Annotated in this window: 14 protein-coding genes; 3 read left to right on the top strand and 11 right to left on the bottom strand. The window is 75.3% G+C overall.

The features are described from left to right. Nucleotides 1-12: 12 nt before the first annotated feature. The 4 genes from H7H31_RS05335 to H7H31_RS05350 form a co-directional block, all read right to left on the bottom strand. Nucleotides 13-2,640: a tetratricopeptide repeat protein gene (locus tag H7H31_RS05335; protein ID WP_187061465.1), complete on the bottom strand. Its 2,628-nt coding sequence runs from the start codon at nt 2,638-2,640 to the stop codon at nt 13-15. Nucleotides 2,641-2,736: 96 nt separating this feature from the next. Continuing rightward, nucleotides 2,737-3,423, bottom strand: coding sequence for a GOLPH3/VPS74 family protein (locus H7H31_RS05340; RefSeq protein WP_232109695.1), 687 nt, complete (start codon nt 3,421-3,423; stop codon nt 2,737-2,739). 86 nt (nt 3,424-3,509) lie between these two features. After that, nucleotides 3,510-4,193, bottom strand: a complete 684-nt coding sequence (locus tag H7H31_RS05345; protein WP_197995948.1) for a nitroreductase — start codon at nt 4,191-4,193, stop codon at nt 3,510-3,512. Between the two features lie 272 nt (nt 4,194-4,465). Continuing rightward, nucleotides 4,466-5,050 (bottom strand): TetR/AcrR family transcriptional regulator, encoded by a 585-nt coding sequence (locus tag H7H31_RS05350; protein WP_187061467.1) that lies wholly within the window; start codon nt 5,048-5,050, stop codon nt 4,466-4,468. Nucleotides 5,051-5,757: 707 nt separating this feature from the next. Between H7H31_RS05350 and H7H31_RS05355 the strand changes: the two genes are divergently transcribed. Next, nucleotides 5,758-6,432, top strand: coding sequence for a response regulator (locus H7H31_RS05355; RefSeq protein ID WP_176164787.1), 675 nt, complete (start codon nt 5,758-5,760; stop codon nt 6,430-6,432). Between the two features lie 149 nt (nt 6,433-6,581). Here the strand turns inward: H7H31_RS05355 and H7H31_RS05360 are convergent, their stop codons facing one another. The 6 genes from H7H31_RS05360 to H7H31_RS05385 form a co-directional block, all read right to left on the bottom strand. Then, a complete protein-coding gene (locus tag H7H31_RS05360; RefSeq protein ID WP_187059908.1) occupies nt 6,582-7,082 on the bottom strand; it encodes a DUF402 domain-containing protein in 501 nt (166 codons plus the stop codon). A 189-nt stretch (nt 7,083-7,271) separates the two neighbouring features. Continuing rightward, nucleotides 7,272-8,720 carry a type III PLP-dependent enzyme gene (locus tag H7H31_RS05365; RefSeq protein WP_187117792.1) on the bottom strand — a complete coding sequence of 483 codons (1,449 nt, stop codon included), beginning with the start codon at nt 8,718-8,720 and terminating at the stop codon, nt 7,272-7,274. Beyond that, on the bottom strand, nt 8,717-10,621 hold the full coding sequence (locus tag H7H31_RS05370) for an IucA/IucC family protein (RefSeq protein ID WP_232109696.1): 1,905 nt from the start codon (nt 10,619-10,621) through the stop codon (nt 8,717-8,719). Before H7H31_RS05370 ends, H7H31_RS05365 begins: the two co-directional genes overlap by 4 nt. After that, nucleotides 10,622-12,424: an IucA/IucC family protein gene (locus H7H31_RS05375; protein ID WP_232110241.1), complete on the bottom strand. Its 1,803-nt coding sequence runs from the start codon at nt 12,422-12,424 to the stop codon at nt 10,622-10,624. A gap of 170 nt (nt 12,425-12,594) precedes the next feature. Further along, entirely contained in the window at nt 12,595-13,833 is a 1,239-nt protein-coding gene (locus H7H31_RS05380) for an ATP-grasp domain-containing protein (RefSeq protein WP_187059861.1), read from the bottom strand. Nucleotides 13,834-14,428: 595 nt separating this feature from the next. Further along, complete coding sequence (locus H7H31_RS05385) at nt 14,429-16,138, bottom strand: carboxyl transferase domain-containing protein (RefSeq protein WP_187060450.1); 1,710 nt, start codon at nt 16,136-16,138, stop codon at nt 14,429-14,431. 234 nt (nt 16,139-16,372) lie between these two features. Here H7H31_RS05385 and H7H31_RS05390 point away from each other — a divergent pair, with 234 nt between their 5' ends. Then, nucleotides 16,373-17,005 (top strand): DsbA family oxidoreductase, encoded by a 633-nt coding sequence (locus tag H7H31_RS05390; protein WP_187060451.1) that lies wholly within the window; start codon nt 16,373-16,375, stop codon nt 17,003-17,005. Between the two features lie 70 nt (nt 17,006-17,075). Here H7H31_RS05390 and H7H31_RS05395 read toward each other — a convergent pair whose 3' ends face one another. Then, the gene (locus tag H7H31_RS05395) at nt 17,076-17,816 is read right to left on the bottom strand and encodes an SDR family oxidoreductase (protein ID WP_187060452.1); all 741 of its coding nucleotides are present in this window, start codon (nt 17,814-17,816) and stop codon (nt 17,076-17,078) included. A gap of 152 nt (nt 17,817-17,968) precedes the next feature. On the opposite strand from H7H31_RS05395, the gene H7H31_RS05400 reads away from it, so the two are divergent. Then, a complete protein-coding gene (locus H7H31_RS05400; protein ID WP_187060453.1) occupies nt 17,969-18,475 on the top strand; it encodes an RrF2 family transcriptional regulator in 507 nt (168 codons plus the stop codon). The last annotated feature ends 76 nt before the right edge of the window (nt 18,476-18,551 follow it).

The raw sequence follows: 18,551 nt of genomic DNA on the forward strand, positions 1-18,551 counted from the left end.
GCCGGAAGGTCGTCATGGGGAGCCGACCACTGCGGCCCACCGCCCGAGGGCCGCGGCGGGTCCGTCCACCCACTCGATGTCAGCGTGGTGGTGGTCCGCGGCTTCGGCGCCGGCGAGCCAGGAGGAGACGACGGGGACCCAGTAGGTGTTGCCGCCCGAGGCACGGGTGCGCGCGTCGAGGTCGGAGCGGAGCCGGTGGGCGCCCTCCTGGTCGCCTGCGCGGACGCGCAGCAGGATCTCGGCCACGTCCGCGAGGTTGTGGCCGCCCCGGTAGCCGATCGAGTCCGCCAGGTGACGCGTGTCCTCGACCGCCTGCCGGGCCGCGTCCTGGTCCCCGGCCACGGCCGCGACCACCGCCTCGGCCGAGCGGATCTTGACGAGCTCGACGGGGTTGGGCACGAGGTCGAGGAGCGCCCGGGCGTGGGCCGCCGCCTCGGCGACGGTGGCCGTCTCCCCCGACCAGCAGGCCGTCTGGGCCAGGTTGGCCAGCGCCTTGGCCTCGGCAGCCGCCAGGCCGTGTCCGCGAGCCAGCTCGATCGCCTCCCGGTAGGCCGCCGTGGCCTCCGCGAAGCGGGCGTTCACCCGCCAGACGTGCCCGATCAGCCGCAGGCGCTCCCCCTCGTCCGCCGCGTCCCGGCTGCGCCGCTCCCGCAGCGTGGCCAGCGCGGTAGCGAACCGTCCGCCCAGGTAGTCGTAGTCACAGAGCCAGTAGCTGGCCGCGCCGTCGAACTCGCCGCCCAGCAGGTCCCGGTAGATCGCCGCCGCGCCGGTGTAGTCGCCGTGGTTGCGCAGGGCGTGCGCGAGGTGGAGGCGTACGAGCTGCGCGGTCACGCTGGTCGGGGGCAGCGCGGTGGCGGCGTCGGTCAGCGCGTCGACGGCCGCCTGGGCTCGCCCGGTGCGCCGCAGCTGGACGCCGCGAATGGCCGTGCGGATGGCCGTGAACTCGGGCACCCCCGTGGCGGCGTCGGACAGGCCGGCCCCCACCTCCATCCACTGGCCGGCCATCACCAGGCGTTGGGTGGCGAGCGCCATCCAGTCGTCGAAGATGCCGTGGTCGGCCGCCAGCCTCAGCCCGGACTCCAGCGCCTGTGCCGTCGCGGCCCGGCTGGCGGTCGGCCCCACGCGCTCGCCGAGCCGACGCAACAGGCGGGCGGCCACCTCCTGCCGGTCGCGGTGTGACCACCCGTCGGCGAGCCCGCGGTCCGCCTCCTTGATGGCGGAGCGCAGGGCCAGGTGCAGGGAGTAGGGCAGTTCGTGGGCGTCGTCGTGGGTCAGGAACGGACGGCGCAGGAAGCGCGCCACGGAGCCGTCGGGGAGCGCGGGTTGCCCGGCCCGCAACAGGTCGGCGTCCACGCGGTCGATGAGCGCGGCCGTGCGCACCAGGTGGCGCTCCTCAGGTGACAGGTCCCTGATCGAGCGGGCGGCGACGGCCGTGAACGAGCCGCCGAAGTCCCGGACCGACGGCTGCCCGCCGCGCGCCAGCAGCTCGACAAAGTGCGACACGGACAGGTCCAGGTAGAGCGGAAGTCCCCCGCCGCCGGAGATGATGCGTTCGCGCACCGCGGCCGGCATCGCGGGCTCGCCACCCCGGGTCAGCGCCTCCCGGAGGTAGCTGTCGGCGTCGGAGTCGGAGAGGTATCCCACCAGGTGTTGGCGCGGCTCGGCCGAGTCGTTGTCGAAGTGCAACTGCGGCCAGCGCTCGGGGCCGGTGAAGTCCAGTTCGCCGCTCGTGTGCCCGTCGGCCCAGTCGATCCGGTTCCGGCCGGTGAGCACGTAGAGCACGTTGGGCATCAGGTAGACGCAGCGCTGCACGAACCGCTCCGCCGTGCGGTCGGGCCGGCCGCCCAGGACCTCGAACGTGTCGAGAAAGACGCACACCCGTGGTCGACGGCCCTGCCTCGGCTGTCGCTCCAGGTCCCAGGCCAGGAGGTAGGGGAAGAACGACAGGGTCTCGTAGTCGGCGTCCGCTTCGACCAACTCCGCGAACAGCTCGCAGTCGGCCAGCAACCGCCCCTCCCGCACCCGGTCCCGGATGGCCCGGTACGTGCCGAGCGCCGCGCGGTGGGCGAGCCCCGCCAGGCCGCCGACCTCGGAGGGGACGACCTGACTGATGCTCGCCGCCATCTGTTCGCTGAGCCCGACGTTGCGCGAGGCGCGGCGCATTGCCGGTGAGGCGTCCAGGAACTCCTGTAACGCCTCACCGGGGTGGGCACGGGCCCAGTACGAGGCCAGCGCCAGGTCGAAGGCGGGCCAGCGGTCGCCCAGTTGACCGAGCCCCGCCCGCAGCCGCAGCAGCAGTGTCTCGATGTCGGTCGCGCCCTCCTCGGCGACGTCGACGCGTACGGACACAGCGTCGTCGTGTCCCTCGGCCTGGGCGTCGGCGAGGAAGCGTCGTTCCAGTTCGTGGGAGAGCGTCGTCTTGCCGATGCCCCCGACCCCGTAGAAGGTCAGCACGTTGCGACGCCCCTGGGCGCGGTCGACGACCGGTGAGATCGACGCCTCGTCCAGCCGCCGGTGGAGGGCTTCCAGCGACCGGCCGAAGGCGGTGACCTCGTTGGTTCTGTTGGTGAACACCTGCTGTGCAGCAACGGTGGACTCCATGCCGCTCATGAACGCGGCACGCAGGTTCACTCGTGCCATCCGCAGCCTCCTCAGGCAGCACCTCGGGGTCGCCTCGCAGGCGACCGTAGCGTGCGAGTGATGATCGCGTAACGTGGCGAGTGCGCCACGGTGGCGTCACTGCTCGCGGCTGGGCACGTACGTGCGCAGCGCGTTGAACGTGTCTCGCAGGTCCTCGGGGAGTCGCGGCGCCGGGACGCGGGAGCTGTCTATGTGTTGGTGTCTCCAGCGCGTGAGACCGAAGTCCCGCTTGAGTTGGGCGCTCTCCACCAACTGGCACAGGAACAGCAGGTGGGCGTCGAGGGGGCCTCTTCCGTCGTACGCGGCACGGACCACGTTGATCAGCGCGTCGCGTGCGCCGCGCTCGGGGTAGTACCGCTCCTTCCTGAACAACGCGCCGGGCCTGTGGTGCAGCAGGCCGCGTTCGGTGAGCGCGGCGCGGTGCAAGGAGAGCGCCGCGCTGCCGCGGCGCCGGAGCCAACGGCGCGCGGTGACGGGCTTGGGCGCGGTGGCGGTGGCGGTGGCCTGTACGAGCTCGGCCACAAGGGCGTCGGCCCAGCCGAGGCCGGTGGGCCCGGGGGCGAGCAGTTCCATCTCGCCCGGGCCTCCGTAGAACTCGATGCCGAGCTTCCGGGTTTTCCTGGGGCGGACCAGCAGTGCGCGGCGCAGCGCGAGTTCGCCGAGTTCGGCAGCCGCGCAGCCGTAGGACGTCTGCTTGGTCTCGTGCACGCGACCGGATTCCCGGTGCGAGAGGAGGACGAACTCTTCGGGCAGGGACAGAGGTTGCGGCGGTGAGCCAGCCATGGAACCCATCCTGACGCATCGCGCGCCGCCCCCCGCACGCGCCCCGTCCGCCCTTCCGGAGGCGGGGGCGGCGTCGGGCTAGCGGTTCAGCGGTGGAAGCGGGTGGTCTCGCTCAGCTCCGCGCGCGGCACCGGGATGTTGCTCCACGGGGACGAGGTGTCGGCGTAGCCGAAGGAGATGCCGTACATCAGCCGGCCCTCGTCGATGCCCAGCGAGGCGCGGATGGTGTCCGCGTAGAAGCCGAGCAGCCCCTGCGGGCAACTGGCCACACCGTACGCGGTCATGGCCAGCAGCAGCGTCTGGGCGTACATGCCGACGTCGTTGGCCATGCGTTCCTCGGCGCCCGGCGGCATGAAGAGCAGGGCGACGTGCGGGGCACCGTAGAACCGCAGGCTCTCCCGGTTCACCGCCGCCCGTCCGGCCAGATCGTCCCGGGCGACGCCCATGGCCTGGTACATCACGGCGCCGGCCTGGCTGCGCCGCTCCTGGTGGACACCGGTGTACATGGCGTCGTCGTACGCGAAGTCGAGGGACAGCCGGCCCGCGTCGGCGGCGGCCAGCAGGTCGCGGCTGAGCCGCTCCCGCGCGGCCCCGCTGACGACCTCGACCTGCCAGGGCTGGGTGTTGGAACTGGACGGCGCCGCGCCGGCCAGCGCGAAGACGCTCCGCAACGTCGCGTCGGGCACGGGGTCGGGCCGGTAGGCGCGCACGGCGCGGCGGGAGCGGATGAGGTGCTCGGCGTACTCCGGCCTGAGGTCGGTCATGGTCATGAGGCACTCCTGGTGGGTGGGTGAGTGAGTGAGTAACTGGCTCGGTGAGTGAGCGGCTGGGTGACTGGGTGACTGATGACTGAGTGGCTGGGGTGATAAACGCGCATATAACGCCGTGAAGTGGGCGCGCTGGACAGCGGGTGCGCGGATACGTGGGGCGCGGACGAGTGGGTGCCGGGCGTGCGGCAGCGCGGGGCGACGCCCGGCGGCTCAAGGCGACGGGCGGGGCCGGTCAGGGTGAGGGGTTCGACCTCGCGGCAGCGGAGCCGCGGTTACTCCCGCAGGTGGGAGGCGATGACGCGGTCCGCGGCCTCGATCAGTGTTGCCCGGGAGCGCTCGACCGAGTGGAACTGGGCGGTGGCGCTGGCCCCCTCCATCAGGGTCTGGAGCGTGTACGCCAGGCCGTCCGGGTCGTCCACCGGCAGCCGCGCGACCAGCGCGGTCAGCCGGCGCAGGTACTCCGCCTTGAGTTCGTCGACGGCCTGCCGTACCGGGTGGTCCCGGTCGGGGAACTCGATCGCGGCGTTGGCGACGACGCAGCCGCGGTAGCCGGGCGTGCCCATCTCCCCCGCGACCCGCGCGATGACGTGCCGAAGCTGCGCCAGGTCGTCGTCGGGACAGGCCCGCTCCGCCGCTTCGAACGACGCGAGCCCGGCGACCGCCTGGGCCCGCAGGTAGGCGATGGCGAGGTCGTCCTTGGACCCGAAGTTGCGGTACAGGCTGGGTTTGCCGACGCCGGAGGTCGCCGCGATCTCGGCCACGCCGACCGAGCGGATGCCCTCGCGGGAGAACAGCTCGCAGGCGGCGCGCCAGACCCGCTCGCCCGCCGGAGAGCGGGTACCGCTGCCGTCGACCATCCGTGCGCCCCTTCCTCGCTGCGCGGGCCCGCTGTCGCGCCCCGCGCGGACGCGTGGCGACGGCGCGCCCGTTGGGGCCGCCCGCCACGCGTACCGATCGGTACGCAGGCGACTGTACCGATCGGTACGCGGCGAGGTCAACTCGGTGCATCGGCGCCGCCAGGCCGGCGCGGGCGGCACCGGAACCGGGCGCCCACAGGCTCCGACGAACGGCGCTCAGGCCGGCCCCCCAGCCCCGCGCACCGGGCCCCGCGCACACCTGAGTCCGCACTCGAAGGCCCGAAGGCCCGAAGACGCGACGGCCGGAGCCGCGAGGACGCCAGCGCAGGAAAAATCCGCCCTGGCGCGCGGAGGGGGGGGTTCGAAACGCGCCAGGGCGGAACTGCCGTGCCCCGCGAGGGGGGAGCGGGGCTCGGCCGGGGGTTGTGGTCTGTGGTGCGGTCGCGGTGAGCGCCGCACGGCGGGGAGAACGGGGAGGGTGGAGCGGTTCCGGAAGAAGGGACGAGGCAGTCGGTGCCGGGGGGAACACCGACCGCCTCGCACGGTCGGGGAGGCCGTGACGTGGCCCACATGCTGCCCGTGGGTTACCTCATTGTCTCGCTTCCGGTATTAAAAGACGTTGTGGTCGTTGAGTTCACGTCGGCCACGGGGGAAGAGCACAGCCACCGCCCGCTCCAGGGCGGGTCGCACAAGCAAGGGGGGCGTCGATGACCAGAGTCCTGGTCGTGGACGACGATTTCATGGTCGCCAGACTGCACAGCCGCTGCGTCGCGGCCACGGAGGGGTTCACCGTGGCCGGAGTGGCCCACAGCGGCGCGGAGGCGTTGCGCGCCGCGGAGTTACTGCGGCCCGACCTCGTCCTGCTCGACGTCTACCTGCCGGACATGGACGGGCTCAGCGTGCTGCGCGAGTTGCGGGCACGCGACCCGCGGCACCAGGTGGACGCGTTGTTCATCACGGCGGCGCGGGACGCGCACACCATCCGCACCGCCCTGCGCTCCGGGGCGCTCTACTACCTGATCAAGCCGTTCCACCAGAGCGCCCTGCAGGAGCAGTTGCGGCACATCGGCGCGCTGCGCAGCCGGTTGGCGGGCCTGGACGAGGCGAGCCAGGAGGACGTGGACCAGATCTTCGGTACCCGGCCGCCGGGTTCGCGGGAGTTGCCGAAGGGGCTCGCGCAGCACACGGCGGAGTTGGTGGAGCGGGTCTTGCGCGAGCATCCGCAGGGGCTGTCCGCCTCGGAGTGCGCGGCGGCCGGGACGCTGTCCCGGGTGAGCGCGCGCCGGTACCTGGAGTACTTCGCGGAGACGGGGCGGGCCGACGTCACGTTGCGCTACGGGGGGACGGGGCGGCCCGAGCGGCGCTACCGGTGGGTGGCCTGAGCGTCCGCCCACCCGCGCGAGGGGAGCGGCGCGGGGCCGCGCCGCTCCCCCGCCGCCGTGACACGGGCCGTATGCCGGCCGCCACGGCCCGCTGGACGCCGCCACGGCCGGCCAGAGCCCCCGGGGTCCGGCCGGGACGTGGCGGGCCGCTAGACGGCCAGCAGCGCGTCGAAGCCGCCCGCGCGGGCCAGCTCCTCCAACGCGTCCAGGGCGGCCCGGGCCCGGACCGCCGCGTGCGGGTCGCGTTCGGTCAGGCCGCTCTCGGCGAACTCGTCCTCGTCCAGGCGGAGCACCGTGCCGCCGTCGGCCGAGCGCCACAGGTCCAGGTCGAGGTCGTCGACCACGAGCGTGTCGCCCTCGACCAGGGTCGGCCGCGTGACGTCGCAGTACCAGCCCTTGAGTTCGCCACTCGCGGCGCGGACCTCCTTGACGGCGAACCAGCGGTCGCGCCAGTAGTGCTCGGTGAACACGTCGCCGGGCTCGAAGCGGACGAAGCCGAAGTCCCGGACGCCCGCGCCGGCCCACGGCGCGCGCACGACGACGTGCTCACCGTCGTCGCCCAGCACCTCGGCCGGGTAACTGACCTTGGGCCGCTCCCCCTTGACGAGCCTGACCGTCACCGTGCCACCCGGAAGCAGGGTGTGTGCCATGTGCGTCCTCTCTCGCGTACGAACCGTGCGCCGGCGCTCGCGCCCGGGTACGCCGATGTCCGCCCCGCGCCCCGGCGGGGCAGGCTGGCGCCCGGCCGGGCCGTGCGGTGGCCGGCGCTCGACACTGCCCCATCGCCGGGCGCGCGGACCACCCGTTTTCCCCGGCCGGACCGCGAGCCGGGCCGCCGGTCAGTACGGGGCGCTGCCCAGGTAGTGGAAGACGGGCCGGGGGTGCATCAGGAAGTCGTGGTGGGAGATGTTCCACGCGTACGCGCCGGCGAGCGCGAACACGACGCGGTCGGCGGCGCGCAGTCGCTCCGTCGGGACCCGCGTGGCCAGCACGTCCTTGGGGGTGCACAACTGGCCGGTGAGGGTGACCGGCTCGCCCGTCGCGGCCGGCCGAGGCCAGGGGCGGGGCCACTCGTCCACGGGCAGCACGGCGAACGGCTGGTCGTGGCCCTTGGTCGCGGGGGTGCGCAGGTGGTGCGTGCCGCCGCGGAGCACCGCGAACGCCTCCCCCTGGCTGTGCTTGACGTCGAGCACCTCGGTCACGTACCAGCCGCAGTACGCGGCCAGCGCCCGGCCCGGCTCGATACGCAGGGTGAACTCCGGGTATCGGGCCGCGAGTTCGCCGATCCCGGTGCCGTAAGCGGCCCAGTCGAAGCGTTCGCCCGGGCGCCCGTAGTCGACGGCCATGCCGCCGCCCACGTTGACCTCGGTGAGCTGCGCGGCGAACCAGGGGCCGGCCTCGGTGGCCAGGGTGCGGGCGAAGCGCACGATCCGGTCGGCCACGGCGAGCTGGGCCCGCGCGCCGAGCCCGCTGGCCAGGTGGGCGTGGATGCCGCGCAGTCGCAGGCCCGCCCGGGTGGCCGCGCCCTCCTCGGCGAAGGCCGGCAGTAGGCGCCTGAGCTGGTCCGGGTCGAGGCCGAAGGGGCTGGGCAGGCCGCCCATGGCCAGCGCCGGCCGGGGGCTGGCGCCCGGGCCTGACTCGGGGGCCACCCGCTGGGTCGGGACGTGTTCGCTGTCGGCCTCGCGCGGGCCGCCGTGGCCCGCCACGGCGGGACCGGCGCCCGGCTCGGCCGGCAGGTTGACCCGCAGCAGGACGCCGACCGGGCGCGCGTCCGCTTCGGGGCGGGCCGCCACCAGGCCGATCAGCAGCCGCAGTTCGTGCTCGCTCTCCACGTGGAAGCGCTGCACCCCGAGGTCGAGGGCGCGGCGCAGCTCCGCCTCGGTCTTGCCCGGGCCGCCGAAGGCGAGCGGCGCGCCGGGCACGGCGGACCCGACGTGGGCCAGCTCCCCGCCGGAGGCCACCTCGTAGCCGGTGACGTGGGTGGCGATGGCGCGCAGGATCTCGGCGGCGGGGTTGGCCTTGGCCGCGTAGTACAGCTCCACGGCGGGCGGCAGCGCGCTGCGGACGGCCGCGACGTGTGCCTCGAGTCCGTCCAGGTCGTACACGTAGGCGGGCAGGTCGTCCGGCGGCAGGCCGCGTACGTGGGTCAGCGCGCGCGGGCTGACCAGTTCGTGGGCGGCGTCGGCCGGGTCGAGGAGCGGTGCGGTGGGGGCGTCGGGGCGGCAACCGGGGTCGGGGCTGGGGTCGGGGTCGGGGCTGGTCGAGCGGGGTCGGTACGGGTAGGTCATGCGGGACTCCAGGGGAGGGTGGCGGCGGCCTCGCGGGCGGCCTCGGACAACAGCGCGGAGCCGAGCGGTGAACCGATGCGAACGTACCCGGCCTCTCGGTCGGCCTTGCGGCCCCACCGCGTGAGGAGGTTGGCCTTGGCGGGCAGCGGGGCCCCGGCGGCCAGGGCGCGCAGGGGCGCCGGCTCACCGTGCGCGGCGGAGCGCTCCAGGAGGACCTGGCGCACGGCCCGCCACAGCGCGGGTTCGAGTGTGGGGTGGAGGTCGGCGAGTGCGGCGAGCAACTCCGCGACATGGTTGACCAGCAGGCAGTAGACCACCCGGTCCCAGCCGCGGGGGGCGTCGTAGGTCATGGGCCCGGCGACGTCGGCCGGCAGCGCCGCGAGGGTGCCCGCGTGCCGCGCGGCCAGCAGCTTGGTGCCCTCCAGGTCGCGGAAGAGCACCTGGCGCGGCCAGTTGTCACCGTCCACGCCGACGACCACGTTCTGTAGGTGCGGTTCGAGTACCACGCCGTGGTCGAAGTACGCCGCGAGTACGGGCGGAACGAGGAGCCGCAGGTACGCCTCCCACCAGGCGAGCGCCGTCTCCGGCCCGGCACCCGCGGGGTGCGCGGCGAGCAGGTGGCCGATCTGGGCGCCTCCGGTGGGGTACTCGTCGGCGATGGCGGCGGCCAGCAACCCGGTCACGTCGGGCGCCAGCCGGTCGGTCAGGCCCTCGCGGACGATGACGCCGAACCCCTCGGCCAGTTCGCGGTCGGCGCCGGGGTCGCCGGTGCGCAGCGCGAGCGTGCGGTAGGCGGGCTCGCGCAGCAGCTCGCAGCCGGGGAAGCGGGCGCCGAGGTCGCGGGCGACCGGCTCCAGCAGCTCGGTGAGGGCCACCGCGCCCGCCAGTTCGTACTCGGCGTTCTTCCGCAGGCAGTTGGTGATCCGCACGTTGAGGCTGAACTTCAGGAACACGCGTCCGTCGTAGAGGGTGCGCACCGACGCGGTCGGCGTGAACCACGGACCGCCGGGGCCCAGGTCCCGGACGTCGCCGCGGGCGATGGCGGCCCGCAGCGCGGGGTGGTCGCGCAGCATGGCGTACTGCCAGGGGTGCGCCGGCAGGGGCAGGTAGCCGTCGGGGACCGGGCGCTGGCGGTCGAGGGCGGCCAACGCGTCCTCGGACACCGCCTCCTGCCGCACCCGGTCGGCGCGCACGGCGAGGTGGTGCAGCGGGAAGCGGGCGCCGGTCTCGGGCGCGTACCGGCGCCAGCCGTCGGCGCTGCCGGAGCGGGCCTTGGGCGTGGGGTGGAACCGGTGGCCGAACAGCAGCGACTGCTCGGACGCGAGGTAGGTCAGGTTCCGGTCGCGGCGCGCGCCCCGCCCGTACGGGGGCGGCCCGGCGGGCCGCCCGGCCGAGGCGGGCGGGTCCTGGGTGGGGACGCGGGCCGGCGTGCCGGTGACCGGGGCGGGTGGAGTGCCCGGGTGGTCGGCGCCGGTGGGTGGAGTGGGGAGCGCGGCGCGGTCCGGGTCGGCGGTCGTGTGTCGCAGCGCGGCGGTGATGCCGGCGTGACTGAGGCCGACCTGCTCGATGAACTCGTCGTTGGCCACCCCGGTGCGCAGCCGCAGCTCCCGGTCCACGCGGGCGGCGAGGCCGCGCCAGGACAGTTCGGCCCAGGCGTCGCCGCGGCGCTCGGCCACGGGGCCGGTGAAGCGGTGCGCGCCGATCAGCGAGGTGCGGCGCAGTCGGACGCGCAGCAGGACGCCGCTGCGCGGCATGCGGAGCTGTAAGTGCCCCTCGCTGACCGCGGTGTGGCGCTCCGGGCCCGACATCTCGCGCAGCAGGCAGTTGAGCAGGGTGTGGGCCACCACCTCGTCGGCCGAGGCGAGGGCCGGGGCGGCGAGGCGGGGCAGGGTGGATGACATTCAGCGGCTCCAGCGTGAGGGACGCAGCAGGTAGTTGGGGCCGCTGACGTAGTGCTTGTTCACGTCGGCGGCCCCCGAACGCTCCTTGGCGAGCAGCGTGCCCGCGGTCACCATCGCCTTGACCGGCAGCCGGTCGGCGTTCAGCACCCGGGCGCGGAGCACGGCATCGGGCGCCGCGAGCGCGGTCGGGCCGGTGGTGGGCGCGGGGGCGGCGGCCGGGCCCAGTTGGTCGATCGCCTCCGTGAGGCGGTCGACCAACAGGTCGATGAGGGTGGCCAGCGGGGCGCGGCCGGCGCGGGCCAGCTCGAAGGCGAGGGCCCCGGCGCACAGGTGCACCGCGATGGTGGTGAACACGTCGGCGACGGGCCCGTCTCCGTCGACCAGGATGCGCGGGTCGTCGAAGCCGAGCGACTCCGGCGCGGTGGCGCCGTTCGGGGCGCCGGTGGCGGGGGCGTCGGTGGCGGGGGCGGTGGGGCCGTCGGCGGCGAGGCGGGCCGCGAGCCGGGCCCGGTGCACCCGGGGCCCGTCGTGGTCCTTGACGAGCAGCCGCAGCCGGGTGCGCCCCGCCGCCTCGTCCAGCACCAGCGAGGTGTTCTGCTGGTGGGCTTCGAGCCCCACGCCGTAGCCGAAGCAGGTGACGTGCCAGTCGAAGAGCAGCCGGAAGTACGCGTCGACGAAGGCCAGCAGGTCGCCCCCGTAGAAGCGGTCGGCGAGCGCGTCGGCGACGAGCGAGCCGTCCGGGCCACGGGCGGCCAGCGCCGCCAGCGGCACCACCTGCGCCCGGTCGAGCCCGGCCGGGTAGCGGCGCACCAGGGCGGCGAGCAGCTCGTGCCCGGCGTGCAGGTAGGTGTGTTCGTCGGCGAGCAGGACGCTGTCCGCGAACCGGGGCTCGCGGGCGAGCAGCGTCGCCGTCAGCCGCTGGCCCGCGGCCCCGTCGGTGAGCGTGCCGGGCTTGATGGTGCGCCGGTTGCGGCGCCCGAGGGTCGCCGTGGTCAGCGGCAGCTTGAGGTGGACGGCGGGGTCGTCGACGAGGGCGACGGTCCGCATGGACAGCGTCGGCCGCACCGTCAGCCACGCCCGGGGCGCGAGACGCGCCCGACCGGCGAGGCCGGCCGCGCGGAGCGCGGCGGTGAGCGGCGGGCCCACGGTGAGCGGGTGGACCGGCAGGGCGATGTGGTCGCCGTCGGTGCCGGTGTGGCCGAGCGCGCTGGGCGCGGGCCACCAGGCGGGCAGCGGACCGCTGCCCGCGCGCACCGCCGCGCGCGGCACGACCACCCAGCGCAGCGCGAACGCGGGGTGGAACTCCGGCGCGTGCGCGCGCAGCCCGGCCACGTCCAGGCCTGGCCTGGCGCGCGCGGTGGGGTAGACCGGGTGGTCGCGGTGGGCGGCGAGCGTGTCGTACGCGAGGGAGCCGGCCAGGCCCCGCCAGTGCCGGGCCGGTCGCGGCCCGTACCGCGCGGCCATCTGGCGCAGCACGTCGGGGCGGGCCTCGGCGTGCAGGCGGAGGGTGGCCGCCTCCTGCTCGCCCTCGGCGACGAAGGCGTCGAACCCGGGCCGGTCCACGGGGTCGACCGCGGCCCGCAGCCGGCCGAGTACGGGTCCGAGCCCGGCCAGCGTGCCGTGCTCGGTCTCCAGGACGGGGCGCCTGGCGCGCACCTCGCACTGGAAGCCGTCGGCCTCGACGGGCAACGACACCGGGCCGTCCGGCAGGGCGAGGCGCAACCAGTCGCCGTCGGCGCGGCGCTCCGGGCTGGCTCCGGTGCGCAGCCCGTAGGCGTCCTCCCGGAGCAGCGTGCTGAGCACCCGCGACAACAGGTCGCCCGCGAGCGCGTCGTACGGCCCGCCGGCCGCCTCCCCGGCCCCGTCCGGGCCGGCGGCCCGGCTCCGTGCCCCGTCCGGCTCCGCCGGGAACGCCCCGCTCGCCGGCCCGCTCGGTCCGCCGGGGCTGCCCGGTCCGCGCGGCGCGCCGCGGTTCACGGCCGGATCTCCCAGGTGTGGGCGGCCAGGAAGCGCGCCACGGCCTCGTCGACGGCCCGCTGGTCGGTGCCGGTGGCGCACAGTACGCCGAGGAAGTCGCGGTTGGTGTGGTGCAGCGGTCGGTGGGTGCCGATCTCGCGCAGCGGGCGGTAGTCGAGGCGTACGCCGTCGTGGACGGTCTCGCTCGGGCCCGGCGCGGCGGTCAGCGTGCCGGCGCGGTCGGCGATCACGTACTCCATCCGCATCCGGCCGGCGTGGTCGGTGACCAGCGACGGGGGCAGGGGCTGGCCGGCGTGGGTGCGCAGGACGTGTGCGAAGAGCGGGATGCCGAGGACGTCGGCCAGGGCCAGGTCGCAGCGGTCGCCGATGGCCCGGTAGTTGACCTCGATGATCCTGGCGCGCCCACCCTGCACCACGTACTCGGTGTGGCAGGCGCCGAACCCCACGCCCAGCGCGCGCAGTTGGGCCAGCACCTGGTCGGCGTGCGGGGCGGGGCCCGGCAGCAGGCGCAGTCGCTCCTCGACGAAGTGCGGCGGCGGGGACAGTTCGGTGGCGAAGGCGGCGACGGGGTGCAGAAAGGTGCCGTCGCCCAGGGTCTCCAGCGTGTGCAACGGCCCGGCCAGGAACTCCTCGACCACCAGGGCGGCGCCGGGCCGCCGGGCCGCTATCTCGCGGCAGCGGGCCAGGAGTTCGGCCTCGTCCGCCGCGAGGAAGACGTCCTCGCTCGCGACGCCCTCGCGCGGCTTGACCACGCAGGGGTAGGGCGGGTCGGCCCGTCGTACCGCGCGCGCCAGGCGTTCGGGGTCGGCCGGGGGCGGCTCCGGGTGGAGTTCGGCGGAGAAGACGACGTCCTGCCCGGCCTCGGCGAGCGCGCGCCGTAGTTGGGCCTTGTTCTTGGTCCGCAGCGCCGCGCGCCAGTCCTTGCCCGGCAGCCCGAAGAAGTCGGCGGCCAGCGCGGTCTGCGCCTGGAGGTGGTCGCTGTTGCTGAACACCGCGTCGGGCCGGCCGGTGGCCGCGATGGCGGCGATGACCGCGCGGAAGTCCGTGACGTCGCAGGCGAGGTACGTCAGCTCGGGCAGCGTGCCGCCCGTGGCGGCGTACCGGTCGTAGGCGCGCTCGTGGGCGGCCGGCTGGTCGGTGAGGACGGTGACGGCGCAGCCGAGCCGGGCGGCGGCGGGGAGGAAGCCCTCCGTGACGGAGTCGGTGGGGTTGACGGCAAGGAGGTGGAGCCGCACGGGCGGGGGGAGCCTTTCAGCGCAGGGGCGAACCCTTCGGGCGGGACAGCGAGGAGATCATTTCGCTCGACCAGACAGTAGGTTAGGTTTACCTAAGTCTGTCAATTCGGCACCTTCCGCCGTCAGGTGCCCCATCAGCCACCCTCCGCCGGCGGCGTGCGCACCGGTCGCCGCACGCCTCGCGCGACGCCCGCGCCACCGGTCGCCCCTCGCCCCACCCGGCCCCCTCATCGCCAGCTCCCCCTTCGCCGCGCCCCCACGCCCGGCGCCCCGCACCACGCACGGGCGCCGGCTTCCGCCGGGGCGCCGGCTCCGGCCGGGGCCCCCGGCCGGCACCGCTGACGGTAGTCGCCCCGATCGAGTGGCACCCCCGCCCGTGGGAGCGTTCCCCCTGACGGGTCACGCACGGCGACGACGTTCGGCCACGCGGCGCGGGAAAGGGCGCGGGCGCGGTGGGAGACGGCAAGCGGGCCAGGGGAGTTCGGGGACGCGGGCTTCGGAGGGGGCGACGGGGGCCACCGGGAGTGGGGTTGGCCCGGGCCCACGCTGGGGCTGCCCGGTGGCCGGGTCTCGGCGAGGGGGTGGGGCGGGTGCGCTAGCCGCGGCCCGCCGCGCGGCGGGCGGCGAGGCGCGCCGCGGGGTCCTGGGCGCGGAGGGTGGCGAGTTCGTCGCCGAGGATCGCGCCGAGGCGGGCCAGGAACGCGTGCGGCGCGTCGGCCGCGTCCGCCTCCGGGCCGGGCCCCCGCGCCACCGCCGGGCCGGCGCCGTCCGACGGCCGCCGCTGGGCCCCTTCCCGCTCCCGCGCCCGCGCTTGCGGGGCCTCCTCCACGATCCGGTCCACGATGCCCGCCGCGAGCAGGTCGGCCGAGCGCACGCCCTGGCGGGCGGCCACCTCGTCGGCCCGCTCCGTGGTCCGGTACAGGATGGCCGACGCGCCCTCCGGCGGCAGCGGCGACAGCCACGCGTGCCGGGCCGCCAGCACCCGGTCGGCGGGCAGCAGGGCCAACGCGCCGCCGCCGGCGCCCTGGCCGAGCAACAGGCACAGCGTCGGCGCGGGCAGCGTCACCAGGTCGGCCAGGCACCGGGCGATCTCCCCCGCCAGGCCACCCTCCTCGGCGGCCTGGCTCAACGCGGCCCCCGCCGTGTCCACGACGGTCAGCAGCGGCAGGCCCAACTCGGCGGCGACGCGCATGCCGCGCCGCGCCGTACGCAGCCCGGCCGGGCCGAGCGGCTGCCCAACGCCGGCCTCGGGGCGGACGGCGGCGTCGGGCTCAGGGCCGGGATCGGGGTGGCCCCGGTCGTGGCCGAGGACGACGCACGGCGTGCCGCCCACCCGGGCCAGCGCGAGGAGCATGCCCGGATCGTGCTCCCCGGCGCCGGTGCCGCTCAGCGGCGTGACGTCATCGGCCGCGACCCGCAACAGCGCCCGCACGCCGGGGCGTTCCGGACGGCGCGAGCGCCGGATCGACTCGGCGGCCTCGGGCACCGCACCGTCGCCGGGCGCCCCGTCGTGCCCCGGCGCGTCGGCCGGGGCCTCGGCGGCGGGCCCGACGGCTGGCTCTTCCGCCGGGCCACCGCTCCAACAGTCGGCCGGGCCGACGGCCGGAGCGGTGGCCCGGCCGGCGCCGCGCAGGACGCGCAGGGCGCGCGCCGCGGCGTCGGGCAGTTCGGCCGTCGGCAGCACCGCGTCCACCAGGCCGTGGGCGTACAGGTGCTCGGCGACTTGTACGCCCTCGGGGAACCGCTCGCCGTAGAGCGCCTCGTGCACCCGGGGCCCCAGGAAGCCGATGAGCGCGCCCGGTTCGGCGGTGGTGACGTGGCCGAGCGAGCCCCAGGACGCGAAGACGCCGCCGGTGGTGGGGTGGCGCAGGTGGACGAGGTAGGGCAGGCCGGCCGCCTTGTGGGCCGCGATGGCCGCGGTGACCTTCACCATCTGCACGAAGGCAACGGTGCCCTCCTGCATCCGGGTCCCGCCGGACGCGGGCGCGGCCAGCAGCGGCAGCCGCTCCGCGGTGGCCCGCCGCACGGCCCGTACCAGCCGCTCCCCCGCCGCGACCCCGATCGACCCGGCCAGGAAGCCGAACTCGCAGGCGACGACGGCCACCCGCGCCCCGTCGAGCAGGCCGCTGCCGGTGATGACGGACTCGTCGAGCCCCGTGCGCTCGCGGGCGCGCGCCAGGTCGGCGCGGTACTCCGGGTCGGCGGTGGACACCGTGACCGGCTCGTCCCAGCAGCGCCAGCTCCCGGGGGCGACGACGGTCTCGATCAGTTCACGCGCGGTCGGACGGGAGTGCGTTCCGGTCATGGGCACACCATGCCACGTCCGGGTTCCGCCGCGCTGCCGCTTGCCCCGTCCCAGGTCAGTGCCCTAATCCGGGCCCCGTTCCGGTCCATCCGACGGGTGTGCGGGCCTGGGCTCGTTCGGAGAAAGTCCGGAAGGCGAACTTGACTTCAGGTTCGGTTGAAGTTGCATCGTTTTTCTGATGGTGCTGATCGCACCCGTGGAACGGCGCCGTCGGCCGAGCGGAGGGGGTTTCCGGTGAGGGTGGAAGTCTGGGTGGACGTGCTCTGCCCCTGGGGTTACATCGGCAAGCGGCGACTGGAGCGGGCACTGGCCCGGTTCGACGGACGGGCCGAGGTGGAGATCGTGTGGCGGAGCCTGGAGCTCGATCCCGGCAGCCCGCGGACCACGAGCGGGCCCATCGCGGACCTGCTCGTGGAGTACGGCGTGTACGAGAGCCGGCGGGCGGCGCTCCGGCAGTTCGAGATGATCACGTATCTGGGGCAGCAGGAGGGGCTGGAGCTGCGGCCCGCCACTACGGTGCCGGCGAACTCCTTCGACGCGCACCGGCTGTTGCACCTGGCCGCCGAGCGCGGGCAGGCCGACGCCATGATCGAGCGGCTGCTGCGCGGCTGTCTGACCGAGAACGTGAACGTGGCCGACCACGCCGCGCTGGTGTCGCTGGGCCGCGAGGTGGGGCTCGACCACGCGGAGATGTGGGCGGTCCTGGACAGCGACGCGTACGCGGGGAGCGTGCTGGCCGACCGCGACCTGGCGCGGGAGCGCGGCCTGCGGGGCTCGCCGACGTTCGTGGTCGGCGGGCAGGCCGCGCCGCTGGGCGCGCCGTCGGTGGACACGCTCCTTGAGCTGCTGGGGCAGCCGGTGGGGTGACCCGCGGGGATGCCCCGGGTCGGGCCGCTGCGGAGGAGGCGGCCCGACCCGGGGTGACCGGCCCGGCTGGTCAGCGCGTGTCGCGCAGCCAGTCCCGGTAGTGCGTGGGGGCCAGGTGGGCGCCGGGCCCGGCGGTGAGCACGTCACCGGTGACGGCGGCGAACATGCCGGCGGTGTCGTCGGTACGCACGGGCCGGCCGTCGTGCCGGGCCGCCAGGGTGATCCTGCCGAGTTCGTCCAGCGGGAAGACCTCGGGGCCCGCGACGTCCCGCACGCCGTTGAGCGGCTCGCCGGTGGCGACGTCGACGACCGCGTCCACGACGTCCGCCGCGGCCATCGGCTGGACGCGGGTGGCGGGCAGGCGGACGGCGCTCTCGTCCGAGGTCCAGGACAGGACCGCGTCGACGAACTCGAAGAACTGGGTGGCGCGCACGATGGAGTAGGGCGTCGGGCCCTGCCGCAGCAGTTCCTCCTGGAGGGTCTTGGCTCGGTAGTAGTCGAGTTGGGGCACCTGGTCCACGCCGACGATGGACAGGATCACCTGGTGCCGGACGCCGGCCCGCTCGCCGGCCGCGAGCAGGTTGCCCGTGGCGATGCGGAAGAAGTCCAGCGACGCCGCGTCGAACGTGGGCGAGTTCGCCACGTTGACCACGGTCTCGGCGCCCGTCAGGGCCTGGTCGAGCCCCTCGCCGGTGAGCAGGTCGACCCCGGTGGACGGCGCGGCGGGCACGGCCTCGTGCCCCGCCGCGGCCAGCTCGCGGACCACCTGCGAGCCGATCAGTCCGGTACCGCCGATGACGGTGAGCTTCATGACTCTCGCCTTTCACGCAAGTGCCCGGGGGCACGCCGGTGTCGGTCGGAGGCCGCGCCTCCAACTCGGACACTTCTTGTCCGAGATAATAGTCGGATATTCTTCGTCCGAGTCAAGGGAACGGGGCATCCAGCACCGAGGAGGTGTGCGGCGTGAAGCTGTCGGGCGGGGTCGAGTGGGCGCTGCACTGCTGTGTGGTGCTCACGACCGCGACGGATCCGGTACCCGCGGTGCGGCTGGCGGAGCTGCACGACGTCTCGGGCAGCTACCTGGCCAAGCAGTTGCAGGCGCTCTCCCGCGCGGGCCTGGTCAACTCCGTCCAGGGCAAGGCGGGCGGGTACGAACTCACCCGGGCCCCCGAGCTGATCTCCGTCCTCGACGTGGTGGAGGCCGTGGACGGCTCGCGACCCGCGTTCGTGTGCACGGAGATCCGCCAGCGCGGCCCGCTGGCGACGCCCCCGGAGAGCTGCACCCGGCCGTGTGCCATCACCCGCGCCATGGCCACCGCCGACGCGGCCTGGCGGGCGGCCCTGCGCGACATATCGATCGCCGACCTCGCCCGGGGCGTGGACGAGGACTACGGCCCGACCGCGCTCGCCGGCATCCGCACCTGGCTGACGGGCCCGGACGACGGCGACGGCGCGCCGCACGACCGCTGACCGGGCCGGACCGCTGACCGATACGACCGCTGACTGGCACGGCCGCTGACCGGCACGGTCGCTGACCGGCCGGGAC

It is taken from the genome of Streptomyces buecherae (assembly GCF_014295035.1).
GTDB lineage: Bacteria > Actinomycetota > Actinomycetes > Streptomycetales > Streptomycetaceae > Streptomyces > Streptomyces youssoufiensis.